Raw genomic sequence first — 17,502 nt, 5'->3', positions numbered from 1 at the left:
CGGCTTCTTTTCAGAGGCCGGGCGGCGGTTTTTGCGCGGGCTTTAAAGATCACGCGGTGAAGTAGACGAAATAGGTGTCGCCTTCCTGCTCTTCGCCGTTCTTGTCGGTGTACAGCTCCCAGTAGGAGACCGACAGATCGGTGGAGCCGGCCGGGATCTCGAAATACACGTGATACTCGACGGTCTCGCCCTTGGACATGTAAAACTCCACGGGCATGACGCCGTCGCCGGTGATGCTTTCGTCCTGGAAGGCGAAGTCCTCTTCGCCCTCGCCGCCCCACTGGGCCTGGAAATCGTAGATGCCCATGGGCAGCTCGTCGCCGCTGGTGTTTTTGATCTTGATCACGGTGTCGAGCAGGGCGTTGCCCTCGGCGGGGGTGTAGCCGTTGATCCCGTCCACCCACTGGGCCGACTCGACGCTGAAATCAAAGAAGATGGTCTTGACGGTGTCGCCCAGGGCGGGGGGAGTTTCGCCGCCGCTCTTTTTGCCGGAGCCGGAGCAGCTGCACAGGGCGAGGGCCAGCACCGCGGCCGCCGCCAAAGCGAGAATGCGTTTCATGTGTTTTCCTCCTGATCGTTTGCTTGTTTTTTGTATTTGCTTTGCGGCGGGGCACTTGCCGACACCGCTTCTCCATTATGATACCATGGGAATAAGATGTTGTATAGTCGCGGTTTGACTGTTTTTACAGGGGGAAAACACAAAAAACTGGCCTTTTTACGCAGGCGCGGCGATGTGGTTGTGCGGGAAGGGCACAAAGCGGCGCCTTTTGCGGCAAGCGGGACAATCGTGTGCAAAAAAGGGGCCTGCGCAAAATTTTTGTTTTGCGCAGGCCCCTTTGGCGGTTTATGCCATAATGCTGTTTTAAACCCGCAGCCCGGCCTTATAGCCCTCGTGCATGGCGTCCAGGATCTTGCCCACATGCCCGCAGTCGCCGATCTCTTCCACCGGCATGCCGCTGTCGGCCAGTTGCTCGTACAGGGTGTGGTCCGGGCGCAGGCCGATGGCCATGACCACGCTGTCGCAGGGAAGGGTTTGGCTGCGGCCCCGGCTGTCGGAGAGGACGGCGCCCTCCTGCGTGACCTCCATCAGGCGGTTTTGAGTGAGAACGGCCACCTGGTTTTTGCCCAGCATTTCCCAGTAGGCCAGAATGTCGGTGATGGCACAGCCGTTCATGATGTTGTCCAGCATCTCCACAATGGTGACCCGGTGCCCCTTTTCGGCCAGCTCGACGGCGGTTTCGGTGCCGATGAGCCCACCGCCGACCACCACCACATTCTGGCCCACCTGGGCGCCGTTGATGACGTCCAGGGCGCCCACGATCTTGGAAGCGCCATTTCCGGGGATCCTGGGCTGGATGGGCCGGGCGCCCGCCGCCACCAGGCAGTGGTCGTAGCCCTTGAGCTTCTCCGGGGTGGCCTCCTCGCGGATCACCTTGACGCCCAGCTTTTCGATCTGGGTGATGAGGTATGCGCTCAGGTTGCGGATGTCCGCCTTGAAGTCGGCCGCGGAAGCCTCTTTAAGGAACCCACCCAGCTCGCGCTTTTCGTAGAGGGTGACGGTGTGGCCGCGCAAAGCGCACACCCGGGCGGCCTCCATGCCGGCGGGGCCGCCGCCCACGATCACCACGTTCTTTTTCTCTTGGGCGGGGGTGATGGCCAGAGCGTCCTCGAACCCCAGGACGGGGTTGACGGCGCACATGAGGGAACGCCCCACAAAGGAGCTGCGCTGGAGGCAGCCCTCGTTGCAGCGGATGCAGGGGCGGATATCCTCGGGGCGGTCCTCCATGGCCTTTTTGGGCCATTCGGGGTCGGCCCACAGGGGTCTTGCAAGGCCCACAAAGTCGGCCTTGCCGCTCTTGATGATATCCTGGGCATACTGGGGCAGCGTGATGGAGCCGGAGGCGATGACCGGGATATGTACCGCCTTTTTCACCTCGGCGGCGGCCCAGGTGTTGTAGCACACCGGGAGCTGCATGGGGGTGACCTGGTGGATCATGGTGTGGTGGTCGCCGCCGGAGATGTGCAGGACGTTGACCCCCAGCTTTTCCAGCTCCCGGGCGTAATAGACAGTGTCCTCGATGGTCATGCCCTCGGGCTCGTAGTCGGTGCCGCTGAGGCGCACCCCCAGGGGGTAATCCGGGCCCAGCTTGCGGCGGCAGTCCTGCACGATCTCCCGGAGGAAGCGGAAGCGGTTCTCCCGGCTGCCGCCGTACCAGTCGGTGCGGTGGTTGCTGTGCGGGGAGAGGAAGTTGGTGATGAGGTAGCCGTGGGCACCGTGGATTTCGACCAGGTCGAAGCCGGCGTCACGGGCGCGGACCGCCGCGTTGCCAAAATCCGCCACCAGCTTTTTGATCTCGTCGATGGTGAGCTCTTCGGGGATATAGTTGAATTGCTCGGCCAGCATGGGCCAGGGCTGGCGGGAGGCGGACTTCATGGGGGGGCCCAAAAAGCGCTGGCGGCCGCAGTGCTCGATCTGGATGCCGGCCCTGGCGCCGTTGTTTTTGATGCTGTCGGCCAGCCAGCCCAGCCCGGCGATGTGTTCGTGGGAGGTGATGCCCAGCTGGCAGTGGCAGGATTTGCTGGCGATCTCGTCCACATAGGCGTACTCGACGATCACAAGCCCCGCCCCGCCCTTGGCGATGTCGGAATAGTGGCGCACCAGCCGGGCGGTGACCGAGCCGTCCATGTTGCTGAGCCCCGTGGTCTGGGGGGATTTTACGATCCGGTTCTTGACGGTGAGGCCGCCGATCTTACACGGGGTGAACAGGTCCGGGAATTGCTGTTTCATAATGGATACCTCCTGATGTTAAAAGATTAACCGTTTGCTGCCCCCAGTGTAGCACAGCCCGGGAAAAAGCGCGCTACAAAAGTGGAGGGCGTTTTTTGTAGCCTGCGGTTCGGCCCGGCGGGAGGTTTGCTTTGCGGTGGGATCCGGCTTATAATGAAACAAGCGGGCCGCCCTGAAGGGGCACACCATAGGGAAGGAAGCGTTTTTGATGGGCTGCGATTTGGACGCGAAGGAGCTGACCCGTTTTATCGGGGCGCTGCGGGCTGCCTTTTCGGAGAGGCGGGTAAAGGGGCTGCTGGCGGAATACGCCGGGCAGCTGGGCTGCCGGGCGGTGGCGGTGCTTGGGCAGGACGTCTACGCCTGCCCGCCCCTGGACCACAGCTGGACGGGCTCAATCTCCGAGGGCTGCCACAAGCTGCCGGGTGGTTCGGAACTGGAGGGGCTTTGCCGCTATTTCGACACGGGACGCCAGGAATATCTTTTGTGGGGCAGGGTAAACCGCGGCGGCGTGACGGTGGGGGAGCTCATCCTCTCCCGTGGCGGCCAGGACTTTTCCACGTGGGAGGAGATCCTGGTGGAGTACGGGTGCGCCCTGTGCGCCGGGCTGGAGCAGGAGGGCCTGAGGTCCGCCGGAGCCCACCGGCTCTTATGCAGCGCCTATGAGGGCCGCGAGCCGGCGGAGGAGAGCCTACCCCGGTTGCCGGAGCGGGGCAGGGCCGTGGTGCTGCGGCTGGAGGCAGGCCGGGGCCCGGCGGAGGGCAGCCGCTTTTTGGGCTACCTGATCCACCGGGAATTCGGCAGCCGCCTTTGCTTTGCTTTCGCCCAGCCGGACGGGCCGCTGTTGGCCTTTGCCGGAGAGCCCGGCGGAGAGGCTGTGCCCGGGGAGCTTGCGGCCTTGCTGGAACAGAACGGAAGAGGCTGCACCGTGGGGGTGAGCGAGGTCTACCCCCGGGGAGAACTGTGCGCGGCGCTGGAGGAGGCCCGCCACGCGGCCAGCATCGGCGCACTTTTGGCGGATGGGAAAAAGGTTTACCACTATGGGAGCCTGGGGATCTACCGGCTTTTCAGCTACCCGGACAACGGCTGGCCCATCAACCGAATGCTGGCGGCCATGACGCGGGAGCTGAACCGCTTCCACCCGGAGAAGCGGGCGGTGCTGGCGGACACCATCGCCGCCTTTGTGGAGAACAATTTCAGCTACACCAAAACCGGGGACCAGCTGTACACCCACCCCAACACCATCCGCTACCGGGTGCAGATCCTGGAGAAGCTGTGGCGGTACGACCTGACCAACGAGGAGGACAAGCTGCTGTTCCGTGTTCTGGGGAAGCTTTTGCCCCTGTGGATGAGGTACATGGAGCAGCTGGGGGTGGATATTTACGCCGACGCCCCGGGACAGGAGCCTGCCGGTAAAATTGACGGGGACAAAAAATATCCGGTGGGCGGATAGGATGCAGGCCAAACTGGAGCGGACACTACAAGGCCCAAAGAACATTGAAGATAAAACCCACACAAAAAACCCGTCTGAAAACAGCCTTTCCGGCGTTTTCAGACGGGTTTTTTGTGACCTGTGACGCTTGGCTCACGAACACTTTGCGGCGGCAGCCCTTACCTCCTGCATTGTGACGGCTCTGCTATCTCCTGAGCGGTCTCCGATTTGGCCGCAGCCAACAGAGGCTGGTACTGGCGCCATGTTTTCATATGTCACTCCTCCAGCTCCCGGATCAGTTCCCGAAGCCGGGACTTGATCTTCGTTCGGTGAATGCCGGTGTATCCCACTTTTTCCGCCAGGCGAAGCAGGTACTCCCGGTACAGGGCCACGATCTCAGGCTGGGAAATCTCAAAGACGGTAAAGGGCTCCGAGGTATGCACCAGAAGCGCTCTGTGATTTTCCTTGACCATAAGGGAGCTCTCCTGTTCAACAGACCCTTCCAGGGGGACAAAGTGATAATTTTCATGCGTGTCCAAAATGTGCAGGATCTTCTTCAGGTGCAGGGAATAGGTCTGCGGGGTGTAGTAAAGGGTGCCGACCGACCGGCAGGTGGAGGTGATGGGTACTGTGCCGGCACGGACCTGGTCGGCGCTGGCCAGGTGAACGATATCGATCAGATTGTACTGGTCCTGCTCCTGTTCCAGCCGCCTCATCTCCTGAAGATAAAGTTCTCCCAGGCGTTTCTGCTCGGGATCTTCTCTTTTTCCGATGGAGTCCGCGACAAGCTCAAAGGGCGCGGTCACCGCGGACAAGGAGATCAGCTTCTGAATGCGGAAGCCCTGGGGGGATAGGAATTTCATAAAGCACTGGAAAAGCTTTTGGGGTTCCGAGTAGGTGTTCAGCATTGGGCGGCACAGGGCGAGGTAGGCCTGAAACTCCGCTTCCGTCGCCCGGAGCACCCCCGGGTCTGTGGTCAGCATCGTGGCGTAGCTGGTGGGATCGCCCGCCATGGAATGGGACGCGATCGCGATTTGTCCGGGCTGCATGATGATGGTGTGCCGGGAAAGGCGGTCGCGGATATGAGGATAAAAATAGGCTTTTACCTTGCCGGTCATGTAGAGCGGGATCCAGCGGGCCAGGGATTCCAGAATCTGATCACCCGAATAGATTGGCGGAATGATGTGGCAGATCTGAAAGCCCCGCCGGATACAGTCCAGCAGCCAGGCCTGCATTTGGGAGGTGAAATCATAATCCTCCATCAGCCAATCGTCGGTCTCATCGGCAAGAATGCAGATCGTGCCCGGTTCCTGCCGGGCCAGCAGGTGTTGGTACATGGACCGCACCGCGGCACGCTTTCCCTCATTTCCAAAATGAATAAAATTCCCTTTGCGGCTGATCGTTGTGGCTTCCAGGGTGGGGTTGGACGCCACCCCCTGAATGGTGAGCGATTCAAAGCTGCGCATAAAGCGGTCCACTCCGTCGTCGTCACCGCACAGCCAGCAAAATAAAAATTCTGACAGTTGATCCTGCCTGTCCATGAGGACCCGCCTGACCCCCGCCATCTCCGACAGAGCTCTTCTCTGATATTCGCCGGTACAGCGTTCGGCAAGGAAATCCGCCATGCTGCGCAGCGGCTCCAGATTGCGCGGAAGCCCGCGCTTTCCGCTGCGGAATCGGCTGATGATGGAGGGGTCTACCTGCGCCGCCAGGGCCAGCTCCCGGTTTGTCGTTTGAGTTAAATTCATGACAAAAATCAGCTTTTCATAGAACTGCACGGTCTCATCCTCCTTTTTATACCAGTATACCTTAAAGTGATTAAAGTTGCAATAAAATTTGCATTATTTGTCATTTGAAATGACGTTTAAGTGTCATTGTCAAATGCGGATGTGCTCTTGAACTTTGCATAAAAATAAAGTATTCTATAGTTTGGGAGTGCTGAAGTTTATTATTTGTCATTTAAAATGACAAATATGCGTCATTTGCAATTGGAATTATATGCATATCTGCATGAATGGTGTGAAGGATCGGGTGTGAGCAATGCTGTTCGAGAGAAAAGTTTTAGTGGTGGAAGACAATGAGATCAACCGGGCGGCGCTGTGTGTCATCCTGTCTTCTCAATACACGGTTCTGGAGGCAGAAAACGGGGAGCAGGCCCTGTTGCTGCTGGAGAAATACAGAGAGGGAATCTCTCTGGTCCTGTTGGATATTGTTATGCCGGTCATGGATGGCTACACCTTTCTGAAGCATTTGAAAGCAGATCACAGGTTGAATTCGATCCCGGTCATTGTAACAACGTCCAACAACAGTGAGGCGGATGAGGTGGCCGCGCTTTCCCACGGGGCCACAGACTTCATTACCAAGCCCTACCGCGCCCAGGTTATTCTGCACCGGGCAGCCAGCATTATCCGCCTGCGGGAGACCTCCGCCCTCATCCATCAGATCCAGTATGACCGGGTCACCGGGGTGTACAGCAAGGAATATTTCTGCCAGCAGGTCAGGGATATCCTGTTTCGGAATCCGGAGGTGAAATATGATATCCTTTGTTCCGACATTGAGGACTTCAAACTGATCAACGACACCTTTGGCATGGCCGCGGGCGACCGCCTGCTGCGGCAGGTGGCGGAGCTCTGCACCCAACGGCTGGAGGACCACGGGATCTGCGGCCGCCTGAGCGCGGACCAGTTCGCCTGCCTTCTGGAACACCGCGAGGACTATGCGGACGAGATGTTCACCCAGTCCGACAGCAGGATCAACAGCGGCTTCGGCGCCCAGAACGTGACCATGAAATACGGTATCTACGCGGTGGAGGACCGGGAGATTTCCGTGGAACAGATGTGTGACCGGGCGCTGCTGGCGGCGCACAGCATTAAGGGAAAGTACGGCAAGCACTTTGCCCTGTACGACGATAAGCTGCGTGGTACGCTGCTGCGCAGGCAGGCCATCACGGACGGCATGGAAACGGCCCTGGCCACGGGACAGTTTGAGGTCTACCTGCAGCCCAAGTACCAGATCCGGGACGGCCGGTTGGCGGGGGCCGAGGCGCTGGTGCGCTGGAACCACCCGGAATGGGGCCTGCAGCCGCCTGCGGAGTTCATCCCCATCTTTGAGCGCAACGGCTTTATCACAAAGCTGGACCAATATGTCTGGGAGCGGGTCTGCGCTCTGCTCCAGGAATGGGACCGGAAGGGCTATCCCAGCATCAACATATCTGTCAACGTCTCCCGGATGGATATCTACAACACGGATCTGGCTGACGTCCTGACGGGTCTCGTTCGGCGGCACGGGCTTTCCCCCTCCCGCCTGCACCTGGAGATCACGGAGAGCGCATACACAGACACCTCAAGGCAGCTTATCGAGACTCTGGGCGCTCTGCGCAGGCTGGGTTTCGTGATTGAGATGGACGACTTTGGAAGCGGCTACTCTTCGCTGAATATGCTCACGGAAATGCCCGTTGACGTGCTGAAGCTGGATATGAAGTTTATCCAGACCGAGATCACAAGACCCACCGGGCAGGGCATCCTGCGCTTTATTGTGGATCTGGCCCGTTGGATGAAATTGAGCGTGGTGGCGGAGGGCGTGGAGACCCGGGAGCAGTTGGAGAGGCTTCAAAACGATGGGTGTGACTACGCCCAGGGCTATTATTTTGCCAAACCCATGCCTGTGGGAAATTTCGTTTCCGTCTTGACAGCGCAGGCCCCGCCCACAAACATGGAAAACAGCCCGCCTGCCGGTCCTGCGGACCGCATGGACAGGGCTCTGCTGGTGGCCGATGAGGACGAGGAATACCGTGCTCAGGTACACAGGACCTTCTCCGACCGCTTCAAGGTACGGGAGGCGGGCAGCTATGAGGAGGCGGTTAAAATTCTGGGAAGCCATCCGTATCAGATATCGGCGGTGATTCTCAGCTTAACACTGCAGGGCGGCGCGGATATCCTGACTGCGGTTCAAAAGGAGCGGGGCGCCTGGGAGACGCCGTGCATCGCCACGGGACCGCTGGATATGGAACTGGAGCGCAGCGCCATGGAGCTGGGCGCCGCCGATTATGCGGCTAAGCCCCATAGTCAGGAGTCGCTGCGCAGGCGGGCCCTGCGGGCGATGAGTATCCACACGCTTCAGGTGCGGATGCGTTCTCTTCAGGATGAGTCCTGCACAGACACCATGACCGGCCTGCTCAACCGCCGGGGGCTGTACACCATCGCCGAAGCCCCGCGGCATGCGTCTTCCTTCGCTGTTTATCTGTTTGAACTGGACGATTTGAAAAAGTTCAACGAGAAGTATGGGTATGTGGAAGGCGATCATTTGATCTTACACTTTGCCTCCCTTCTGCGTGCCCACACACGGGCGGACGATGTGCTGGTCCGAATGGGCGGGGATGAATTTCTGGTTGTGATGCGCCACATAAGCTCCATGGAAGCTGCCCACAAGAAAGAAACGGCCATTCTCCGGGCGTATTATGAGAGCCGTTACGCGGATCCGGATTTGGTGGCCTGCTTTGCCGGCACAGCGCTCTGGAATGCAGAGGAACCATTGGATGAAATCATACGCCGGGCCCGCGAGGCCATGTATGCTGCAAAGGCCGGCGGCAAGGACGAATGCCTTTTACGGAAGGGGTGAGCGCGCGATGTGCCAATATACAAATTTAGAAGTGATATACCTCTCTCCGTCCAGCAAGCTGCTGCGCGGAAAGGACGGCAGCACCGGCGGCCAGGTGGTACTTAAGACCGGAGGCCAGGAGCCCATGACGCAGGAGGAAGCAGCGCGGCTGCGGCGGGAATATCAGATCCTGCTGCGGATAGACAGCCCTTATGTGGTAAAGGCGCTTGGCGAGGCCACGCTGGACGGTCGTTACTATCTGGTGGAGGAATTCTGCCCGGGGATCACGCTGAGCAGGCTGCTGAAACAGGGCGCCCTGGAGATGACGGATTTTTACCGGATCGCGGAACAGTTGGTGATGGGCCTGCGGGACATCCACAAGGCGGGCGTCATCCACAAGGATGTGAACCCCGCCAATATCATGTACGACGCGGAGTCCGGCCGGGTGGTGCTGCTGGATTTCGGTATCTCCTCCATGTTTATGCATGAACAGATGTTGGGGACCAGGCTTGAAAATATTGAGGGGACCCTGTGCTACATCGCCCCGGAGCAGACCGGACGAATGAATACGGAGCTGGATTATCGCGCGGATTTTTATTCCCTGGGCATAACCTTGTATCAAATGCTGACGGGGCGTCATCCATTTGACGCGGAGACCCCCACAGAGCTGGTTTTTTCTCATATTGCGAAGACGCCGCCGGATCTTCGTATGATTTTACCCAATGTGCCGCCCATGCTTGCGGCCGTGATAGACAAGCTCCTGGCCAAGATGGCGAAAGACCGCTATTTAAGCAGCGAGGGCCTTCTTTATGATCTGGCGCGGTGCCAAAGGGAAAGGGAATTTGTCCTTGGCGAAAAGGATTTCAGCCGGCGCTTTGAATTCGCCCACCGGCTGTATGGGCGGGAAGATGAAACAGCCCAACTGAAGAGTGACTTCAAAGAAGTGGCGTCCGGTTCCAAGATCCTTGTCTCCGTCAGCGGCTATTCCGGCATTGGAAAGACCTCGCTGGTCAATCAGCTTCAGGAGGAGGCGCAGCGGACCAACGGTATGTTTCTGCAAGGGAAGTTTGACCAGTATCACGCCAACGTGCCCTACTTTGCCTTTTTTGAGGCCATCAAACAATTTTGCAGCATGACCTTTATGGAGCCGGAGGAGAGTATCGACAGGTGGAAGCAGACACTGGGGGAGCACTTGGGCGGCGACGCGGCTTTGCTGACCGGCAAGGTGGCGGAGCTGGCCCTGCTGACCGGCGATCAGCCAGCTCCTGAGAATATGGGGCCGCTGGAGGAGCGGACCAGATTCAAATCCGTGCTGGAACAGCTTCTGTCCCTGCTGGCTGCGCCGGAGCATCCCCTGGTTCTGTTTTTGGACGATGTTCACCGGGCGGATATGGGGTCCCTGGAAATTCTGGAAGAGCTGTTCAAAAATGAGGACATCCGCCATTTAATGATGGTCGTGTGCTATCGCGACAATGAGGTGAGCAGCGAACATCCGCTCACCCTCAGCCTGAAGAAAATCATACAGCGGGGCGGCAGGGTCACACAGCTCAACCTGAAAGGGCTGGACCCGGCGAGCACCGCGCAGATGCTGGGAGACATATTCAAAGCGGAAGAGGACATGACTTTTGCGCTGGCGGAGATCATTTACAGAAAGACCAAGGGAAACCCATTTTACATCAAGCAGTTTCTGCGGCTGTGCCATTCAAAAGGCTATCTGAAGCTGGATATGGATACCGGAAGCTGGGGCTGGAAGGAGGCGGAGATCCGGGCCTGCCCCGCGCAGGAGAATGTGGTGGACTTCCTGACGGAAAATCTGAACCAGTTTTCAGAGGAGACGATCTCTCTGCTGTCCTTTGGCGCCTGCATCGGTCAGAGCTTTTCTGTGGGGGATCTGTCCGCTGTGTGCGGCCTGCCGGAACGAGAAATCAACCGCAGGCTGATTACTGCGGTGGCACAGGAGGCGGTGTATCCCATAGAGAAGGATGGGAAAACCGGCCTGCAGACCATGTATCAGTTTGCCCACGACCGGTTCCAGCAGGTGTTCTATACGGCCCTGCCTGAGAGGGCGCGGGCGGGTGTCCATTACCTGCTTGGAAAGCGGTATGAGGAACGCTCACGCGCCGCAGGCGATCTGGACGAACGGGTGTTTGAGATCGCGGACCACTACGCACTGGGGCTTGGGGAGGCGGAGGATCAGGAAGAACGGCGCCGGATCCAGGAGTTCCTGCTGGGGACGGCGCACCGGTGCGGGCTGGTATCCGCCTTTGACACGGCGGAGCGGTACCTTAAGCTCCTGCTCTCCCAACCGGAGCTTGGGCGCCCGGAAAACCGCCCGTTCCTCACAAAAATCCACATGGAATATCATGCGGCGCTGTGCAATCTGGTGAAGGAGGAAGAAAGCGACCGGATCTACGGGATGCTCTGTAAGCTGGTGACGGAGCCCACCGAGCTGGTAGACAGCTGCTGCCTGCAGATATCAAGCTTCTCCAACCGGGGCCGGTATGAGGATGCCTTTGAGATCGGACTCGCACTGCTTGGACAGCTGGGGGTCACCTTCCCCGGCGAAAACATCAAGCTGACCCTGGAGCGGGAGATCGCATCCTTTTATCGGGAGCGGGAGGCCCTTGGAGCGGAAGATATCCTGAATCTCAAAGAAGCCGAGGACCCGGTGGAAGCCGGGATCAGTAAATTGCTCTGCCGCCTGTGCGGCCCGACCTTTTTCTTTCACCCCGATTATTCCTACTGGACGGTATTTACGGCTGTGCGGCGCATGTTCCGGCATGGCTATACTCCCCATGCCCTGCAGATGTATTCCAATCTGATGATGCCTCTGGGGGAACTGCGCAGGGACTACCGGACGGCTTACGCGGCCGGCAGGTCGGCGATGCGCCTGGCCGAAAAGCACCAGTACAGGGAGGTGATTCACTCCATCTACTGTATGTTTGCGCTCCATACCGGCCATTGGTTCGAAGATGTGGCCAATGAGATCCCCTATGCAAAGGAGTCCATCAAGGGAAACGCCCAGATGGGAGACTTTGAGTACGCCTGCTACGGCTACTATGGGCTCATGATGGCGGTTATGGAAAGCGCGGCCCATGTGGAGGAGCTGTGGAATGAGGTACAGCCCGGAGTGAAGTTTGCGGAGAAAACCGGCAGCGACCATGCTTTGGGCAGCTTTTTGAGCTTTCAGCAACTATGCAGAAGTATCCGCGGGGAGCTCTCCCTCACCGGAAGCTTTGATGGAGACGGATTTTCTGAACAGGCCCATCTGGAGCAGTTTTCCCATAACCTGCAGGCAATCAGCTATTACCATGTGCTGCGGGCCCTGTCGGCAGTGATCTACCGGGATTATTCCACGGCCTGCCGCCTGTGCAGGGACGCTGTGCCCCTGCTTGCGTATGTCTCCAGCTTTTACAACGTGGCGCTTCACAATTTCCTGTATTCCCTGTCCATCTGCCAGGTTTTGGAGGCAGGGGACTGTGAGCCGGAGGCAAGGGCGAGCTTTCTGCGTGTTCTGGAGGAAAACCAGGATTGGCTGAAGGAACGCAGCAGCGACGCGTTCTGCAATTATGGACATCTCTATCTTGTGATCGAGGCGGAGCGGAAAGCGGCGGAAGGCTGTATCGCAGAGGCCCTGCCGCTTTACGAAGAAGCCCTGCAGGCCGCGAAAAAGCATGACCGCAGCCTTCATCATGCCATTCTCTGCGATGTGGCCGCGCTGCGCTATGAGAGGCTGGGGATCAAGTCGGCGGCCAGGCATTACCTGACGGATACCTACCGGCTATACGGCCATTGGGGGGCGGAGGGCAAGTGCGCCCGGATGCGGCAGGACTACCCGGATCTGGCGGGCCTGTGGAAGAACGACAGCCGGCAGAGCAGCCTGTCGGAAGATTCCATCCGCACCACCGCATCGCTGGATATGCGCTCTGTGCTGAAGGCGTCCCAGGCCATTTCGGAGGAGCTTGAACTGGAAGGCATCCTGGAAAAGCTGATCCACAGTCTCCTGGAATGCGCGGGAGCACAGCATATCTACTATCTGAGCCAGACGGATTCCGGGTATGAGATCCAAGCGGAGGGCCATTCCGGGGCCAAGGACGTATGCATCGTATCAAAGCGGCCGGCGGAGGGCCGGGATATTCCGCTGAGCATCGTGTCGTATGTGGAGAGAACGGTGGAGGCCGTGATTTTGGAAGACGGGGAAAATTCCAGAGTCTTCGGGAAGGACATCCATATCAAAGAGAACCACTGCAAGTCGGTCCTGTGTATGCCCATTCTCAGTAAGGGGGAGCTGAAGGGCATCCTTTACTTGGAAAACAACCTGGCCGCGGGCGTCTTTGACCAGCGGAGAAAAGAAAACCTCATGCCCATTGCGGCACAGCTGGCCATTTCTCTTGAAAACGCCTATTTATATGAGCATCTGCGCTTTTTGGTGGACGAGCGGACGAAGGCGCTGCTGGAGGAGATCAAGGTGCGCAAGCGGGCGGAGGAAAAGTTGGCCCATATGGCAAACTACGACGCACTCACCGGACTTCCCAACCGCAGACTGTTTCACAAACTCCTGTCCCGGCTGCTCCTGGAGGCAGAAACCAGCGGGCAGCTGCTCGCTGTCCTCTACATGGATTTGGACGGATTCAAAGAGGTCAACGACACCTATGGCCATGAAAAGGGAGATCTGGTATTGGAGGAGACAGCCAGACGGCTGATCCGTGCCGTGCGCGGCAGCGATATTGTGTCCCGTATGGGGGGTGACGAGTTCGTTCTGCTGCTGAGCCGGATCATAGCCGACGAAGAGATCCGGCACGTCTGCGAACGGATCCTCTCTGAGATCAGGCAGCCTTTCCAGCTCTCAGAGGACCTGTTTGTTGAAATGACTGCAAGTATCGGGGTGAGCGTCTATCCCAGGGATGGTCAGGATGAAAAGGAGCTTCTCTCCCGCGCCGACCAAGCCATGTACAGGATCAAAAAAAGCGACAAAAACTTTTACTTGTTCACAGAGCCTCTTTCGGAAGCGCAGGGGAAGCCTTAAAAGAAAACACCATACCCAGCGGCGGCCGGCGTGAGCAAGACCATGGTTGGTCATGGAAAGGATGAGATCGATGGAAAAAACAATGACGGCCTGGGAGACGTTTCAGGCTTTTTGCAGTGCCTGGTTCGAGCGGAGAAACGCCGAAGAGGTCTATCGCTTTTTGGGCGACGAGTTCTGTTTTGTGGGCACCGGAGAGGACGAGTTTGCCCACAGCCCCCAGGAGATGAGAGATTACCTGGCCCGGGACATACAGGAGATCCCCGAGCCCTTCACGGTGGAGCTTACGCTCTTTCAGGAACAGGAGATCGATGCGGACATCCGCAACCTGTCGGTGGGAATGGTACTCAAGAACACCCAGTACCGCTGGCGGCTGCGGGGATTCTTCACCCTGGTCCGGCAGCGGGGGGCCTGGCGGCTGCGCACCCTGTGGTTTTCGGAGCCCAGCGGCAGCCAGCGGGGCGGGGAGCATTATCCCCGCGCCCTGGTGATGGAGCACATCGCCAGACAGAGGCAGGAGCTGCTCAACGACTCCCTGCCCGGCGGTATGATGGGCGGGTATATCGAGGAGGGGTTCCCCTTCTATTTTGTGAACAACCGGATGCTGGAATACCTCGGCTATGCCAGCGAGGCGGAGTTTGTTGCAGATATTGAGGGCATGGTCTCCAACTGCATGCACCCGGACGACCGGGCCACGGTGGACGGGGAGGTAGCCCGCCAGATGGCGGAGCGCGGGGAGTACATGGTGGAATACCGGATGAAGCGCCGGGACGGCTCGTACATTTGGGTCCACGACCTGGGGCGCGGGGTCACGGCGGAGAACGGCAAGCCGGCCATCATCTCCGTGTGCATCGACATTACGGCACAGAAAAAGGCCCAGGCCGAGGTGGTGCATCTCTACAACAACGTTCCCGGCGCGGTGTTCCGCGTCAGGTATGACGCGGATTTTTCCGTGGCGGACGCCAACGACGGGCTGTATGAGCTGCTGGGCTATACCCGGGAGGAATTTGCCGCGCTGGGCAATCAGATCGCCGCCGTGATCCATCCCGACGACCTGGAGGCTGTGCGGGACAAGCTGTTGGCGGAGGAAAACCGGGATAATACCATACAGGACGAGCACCGTCTTGTCTGTAAGGACGGACGCGTCAAATGGATCTCGCTGAAGACCCAGGTGATGCCCGGAGACGACGGGGCACCTTATTTTTACGGATTCCTCGTGGATATCACCGACGAAAAACTGGCGCAGGAACGTGTGCGGGAACTGTACGAAAAGGAGCTGACCTACTTTGCCCAGGCGGCTTCGCTGGAGGGCAGCATCCAGGGGCGGGTCAATGTCACCCAGGACAGGGTCGAGAGTTATCAATCCACAGCCGACTGCGCCATCGCCCGGACGGGAGACACCTACGGGCAGGCGGTTAGCCAACTGGCGAACTCGGCCGTGGATGCGGCATATGAGGAATACCTGCGCCGATCACTTGAAAGAACACAGGTACTAAATGAGTTTTCTGCCGGTAAGACAGGCCTCCATTTTGAATTTCTGCGAAAACGAAATGACGGCAGCGCTTTTTGGAGCAGGACCAGCTTCAAGTATCACCAAAATCCGGAGAGCGGCGATGTGATCGCATTCTTCTACACCATCGACATCACGGAGCAAAAAATACAGGAGCAGCTTCTGAGCAGAGTGACCGAGCTGGACTATGAGGTCCTGTCCGATATCGACCTCCGGAACGACACCTTCCATGTGGTCTCCTACCACGCCGGTATGGAGACGCTCATGCCCGCGAAAGGACGTTTTCAGGCGGAGGCGGAGGCCATTGCGGCCGCCACGATGGAGCCCGCGGCGGGGCGGGAATACCTGGACAGACTGAGCCCCGCTTACATGCAGCAGGAGTTGGCCGAGCAGGGCAGCTACAGCTTTATGGCGCAGACCCGTGACGGGCACGGGAATACCCGGGTCAAGCGGTATCAGGTCTTTTACATCAGCCGGGAGCTGGGCCGGGTGTGCATCGCGCGCACCGACGTCACCGACATTATCCGCCAGGAGCAGCAGCAGAAGGAGGCTCTGGCCGCCGCCCTGGCCGCCGCGGAGCAGGCCAACGCGGCCAAGACGGACTTTCTCTCCCGCATGAGCCACGAGATCCGCACGCCCATGAACGCCATCATTGGCATGAGCGCCATCGCCGCCCAAGCCATCAACAACGAGGAGCGCGTGGCCGACTGTATCTCCAAGATCGGCATCTCCTCCCGCTTCCTGCTCTCCCTCATCAACGACATCCTGGATATGAGCCGGATCGAGAGCGGCAAGATGCTGCTGAAAAATGACAAGATCCCCATGGAGGACTTTCTCAACGGGCTCAACGCCATCTGCTACGGACAGGCGGCTGCAAAGGGCGTGGAGTACGAGTGCATCGTGGACCCCACCCTGGACGATTTTTATATGGGGGACGCCATGAAGCTCCAACAGGTGCTGCTCAACATCCTGTCCAACGCCATCAAGTTCACCGGCGAGGGCGGTAAGGTCACCTTCTCCGCCGCGGCCCATAGAAAGGGCAAGGGCGGCGCCACCCTCCGCTTTATCGTCAACGATACCGGGATCGGAATCAGCGAGGATTTCCTCCACCATATGTTCGAGCCCTTCGCCCAGGAGTCCATGGGCACTACGGCCGTGTACGGCGGCACCGGGCTGGGGCTGGCCATCTCGAAGAACATCGTGGATATGATGGGCGGAAAGATCGCCGTGCGGTCCATCAAGGGAATTGGGTCGGAGTTCACGGTGGATGTGCAATTGGGCATCACGGAGGAGGAGCTGCTACGCCACAACAGGAAAAAGGCGCTCCCCAATTTTTCCGCTCTGAAGACTCTGGTGGTGGACGATGATGTGGCGGTGTGCGAAAGCGCCGTGGACACGCTCAAGGAAATGGGAATCACCGCCGAATGGGTGGACAGCGGACGCAAGGCCATCGAACGGGTACAATCGATGCGGGACACAGGAAAGCATTACGATATGATCCTCATCGATTGGAAGATGCCGGATATCGACGGCATCGAGACTGCCAGGCGCATCCGTGCCATCGTGGGGCCGGAGGTCACCATCATTATTATAACGGCCTATGACTGGGCTTCCATTGAACACGAGGCCACGTTGGCAGGCGTCAACCTGCTGATGAGCAAGCCCGTGTTCAAGTCCTCGCTGATCTCCGCCTTCTCCAAGGCGCTGGGTGAAAAAGAGGAAATCAGTGCAGGGGATAAGCCTTCGGTCTTTGATTTTACCGGGCGCCGGATCCTTTTGGTCGAGGATAACGCCATCAACACCGAAGTGGCTGTGGCCCTGCTTGCGGGCAAAGGCTTTGCCGTGGACACGGCGGAGAACGGGCTGCGGGCAATCGAGCTGTTCAGCAAAACAGAGGCGGGCTTTTATGACGCTATTTTGATGGATATCCGAATGCCGCAGATGGACGGCCTGACGGCGGCCAATAATATCCGCCACATGAGCAACGCCGACGCCAAAACCATCCCCATCATCGCCATGACCGCCAACGCATTTGACGACGACATGGAAAAGAGCAAGGCGGCCGGCATGAACGCGCATTTGGCCAAACCCATTGAACCGGAGAGGTTGTATCAGGTCCTCTGCGACTTTATTTTAAGCCAGGAGGAGGAATAGAA

General features: G+C 58.7%; 7 protein-coding genes. 4 read left to right on the top strand and 3 right to left on the bottom strand.

Annotated elements, in window-relative coordinates:
* Positions 1-49: 49 nt before the first annotated feature.
* Positions 50-559 carry a hypothetical protein gene (locus ACMLHZ_RS08035; RefSeq protein WP_418667236.1) on the bottom strand — a complete coding sequence of 170 codons (510 nt, stop codon included), beginning with the start codon at positions 557-559 and terminating at the stop codon, positions 50-52.
* Positions 560-862: 303 nt separating this feature from the next.
* Positions 863-2,788: an FAD-dependent oxidoreductase gene (locus tag ACMLHZ_RS08030; protein ID WP_418667235.1), complete on the bottom strand. Its 1,926-nt coding sequence runs from the start codon at positions 2,786-2,788 to the stop codon at positions 863-865.
* A 208-nt stretch (positions 2,789-2,996) separates the two neighbouring features.
* Between ACMLHZ_RS08030 and ACMLHZ_RS08025 the strand changes: the two genes are divergently transcribed.
* Positions 2,997-4,238 carry a PucR family transcriptional regulator gene (locus ACMLHZ_RS08025; RefSeq protein WP_418667234.1) on the top strand — a complete coding sequence of 414 codons (1,242 nt, stop codon included), beginning with the start codon at positions 2,997-2,999 and terminating at the stop codon, positions 4,236-4,238.
* A gap of 254 nt (positions 4,239-4,492) precedes the next feature.
* On the opposite strand, the gene ACMLHZ_RS08020 is transcribed toward ACMLHZ_RS08025, so the two are convergent.
* Entirely contained in the window at positions 4,493-5,995 is a 1,503-nt protein-coding gene (locus tag ACMLHZ_RS08020) for a hypothetical protein (RefSeq protein WP_418667233.1), read from the bottom strand.
* A 262-nt stretch (positions 5,996-6,257) separates the two neighbouring features.
* Between ACMLHZ_RS08020 and ACMLHZ_RS08015 the strand changes: the two genes are divergently transcribed.
* The 3 genes from ACMLHZ_RS08015 to ACMLHZ_RS08005 all read left to right on the top strand — a co-directional run bounded on the left by ACMLHZ_RS08015 (position 6,258) and on the right by ACMLHZ_RS08005 (position 17,500).
* A complete protein-coding gene (locus ACMLHZ_RS08015) occupies positions 6,258-8,834 on the top strand; it encodes an EAL domain-containing protein (protein WP_418667232.1) in 2,577 nt (858 codons plus the stop codon).
* 7 nt (positions 8,835-8,841) lie between these two features.
* Positions 8,842-13,839, top strand: coding sequence for a diguanylate cyclase domain-containing protein (locus tag ACMLHZ_RS08010; RefSeq protein ID WP_418667231.1), 4,998 nt, complete (start codon positions 8,842-8,844; stop codon positions 13,837-13,839).
* A gap of 70 nt (positions 13,840-13,909) precedes the next feature.
* Positions 13,910-17,500: a response regulator gene (locus ACMLHZ_RS08005; RefSeq protein ID WP_418667230.1), complete on the top strand. Its 3,591-nt coding sequence runs from the start codon at positions 13,910-13,912 to the stop codon at positions 17,498-17,500.
* The last annotated feature ends 2 nt before the right edge of the window (positions 17,501-17,502 follow it).

Source organism: Allofournierella sp. (genome assembly GCF_048388525.1).
Lineage (GTDB): Bacteria > Bacillota > Clostridia > Oscillospirales > Ruminococcaceae > BQOK01.
The sequence above is the reverse complement of the archived record's forward strand: the minus strand, read 5'-3'. Positions and strand labels throughout refer to the sequence as shown.

Excerpts from the sequence above, each read along its gene's own strand:
- ACMLHZ_RS08035 (WP_418667236.1), bottom strand. The coding sequence starts at position 559 with ATGAAACGCATTCTCGCTTTGGCGGCGGCCGCGGTGCTGGCCCTCGCC.
- ACMLHZ_RS08030 (WP_418667235.1), bottom strand. The coding sequence starts at position 2,788 with ATGAAACAGCAATTCCCGGACCTGTTCACCCCGTGTAAGATCGGCGGC.
- ACMLHZ_RS08025 (WP_418667234.1), top strand. The coding sequence starts at position 2,997 with ATGGGCTGCGATTTGGACGCGAAGGAGCTGACCCGTTTTATCGGGGCG.
- ACMLHZ_RS08015 (WP_418667232.1), top strand. The coding sequence starts at position 6,258 with ATGCTGTTCGAGAGAAAAGTTTTAGTGGTGGAAGACAATGAGATCAAC.
- ACMLHZ_RS08010 (WP_418667231.1), top strand. The coding sequence starts at position 8,842 with ATGTGCCAATATACAAATTTAGAAGTGATATACCTCTCTCCGTCCAGC.
- ACMLHZ_RS08005 (WP_418667230.1), top strand. The coding sequence starts at position 13,910 with ATGGAAAAAACAATGACGGCCTGGGAGACGTTTCAGGCTTTTTGCAGT.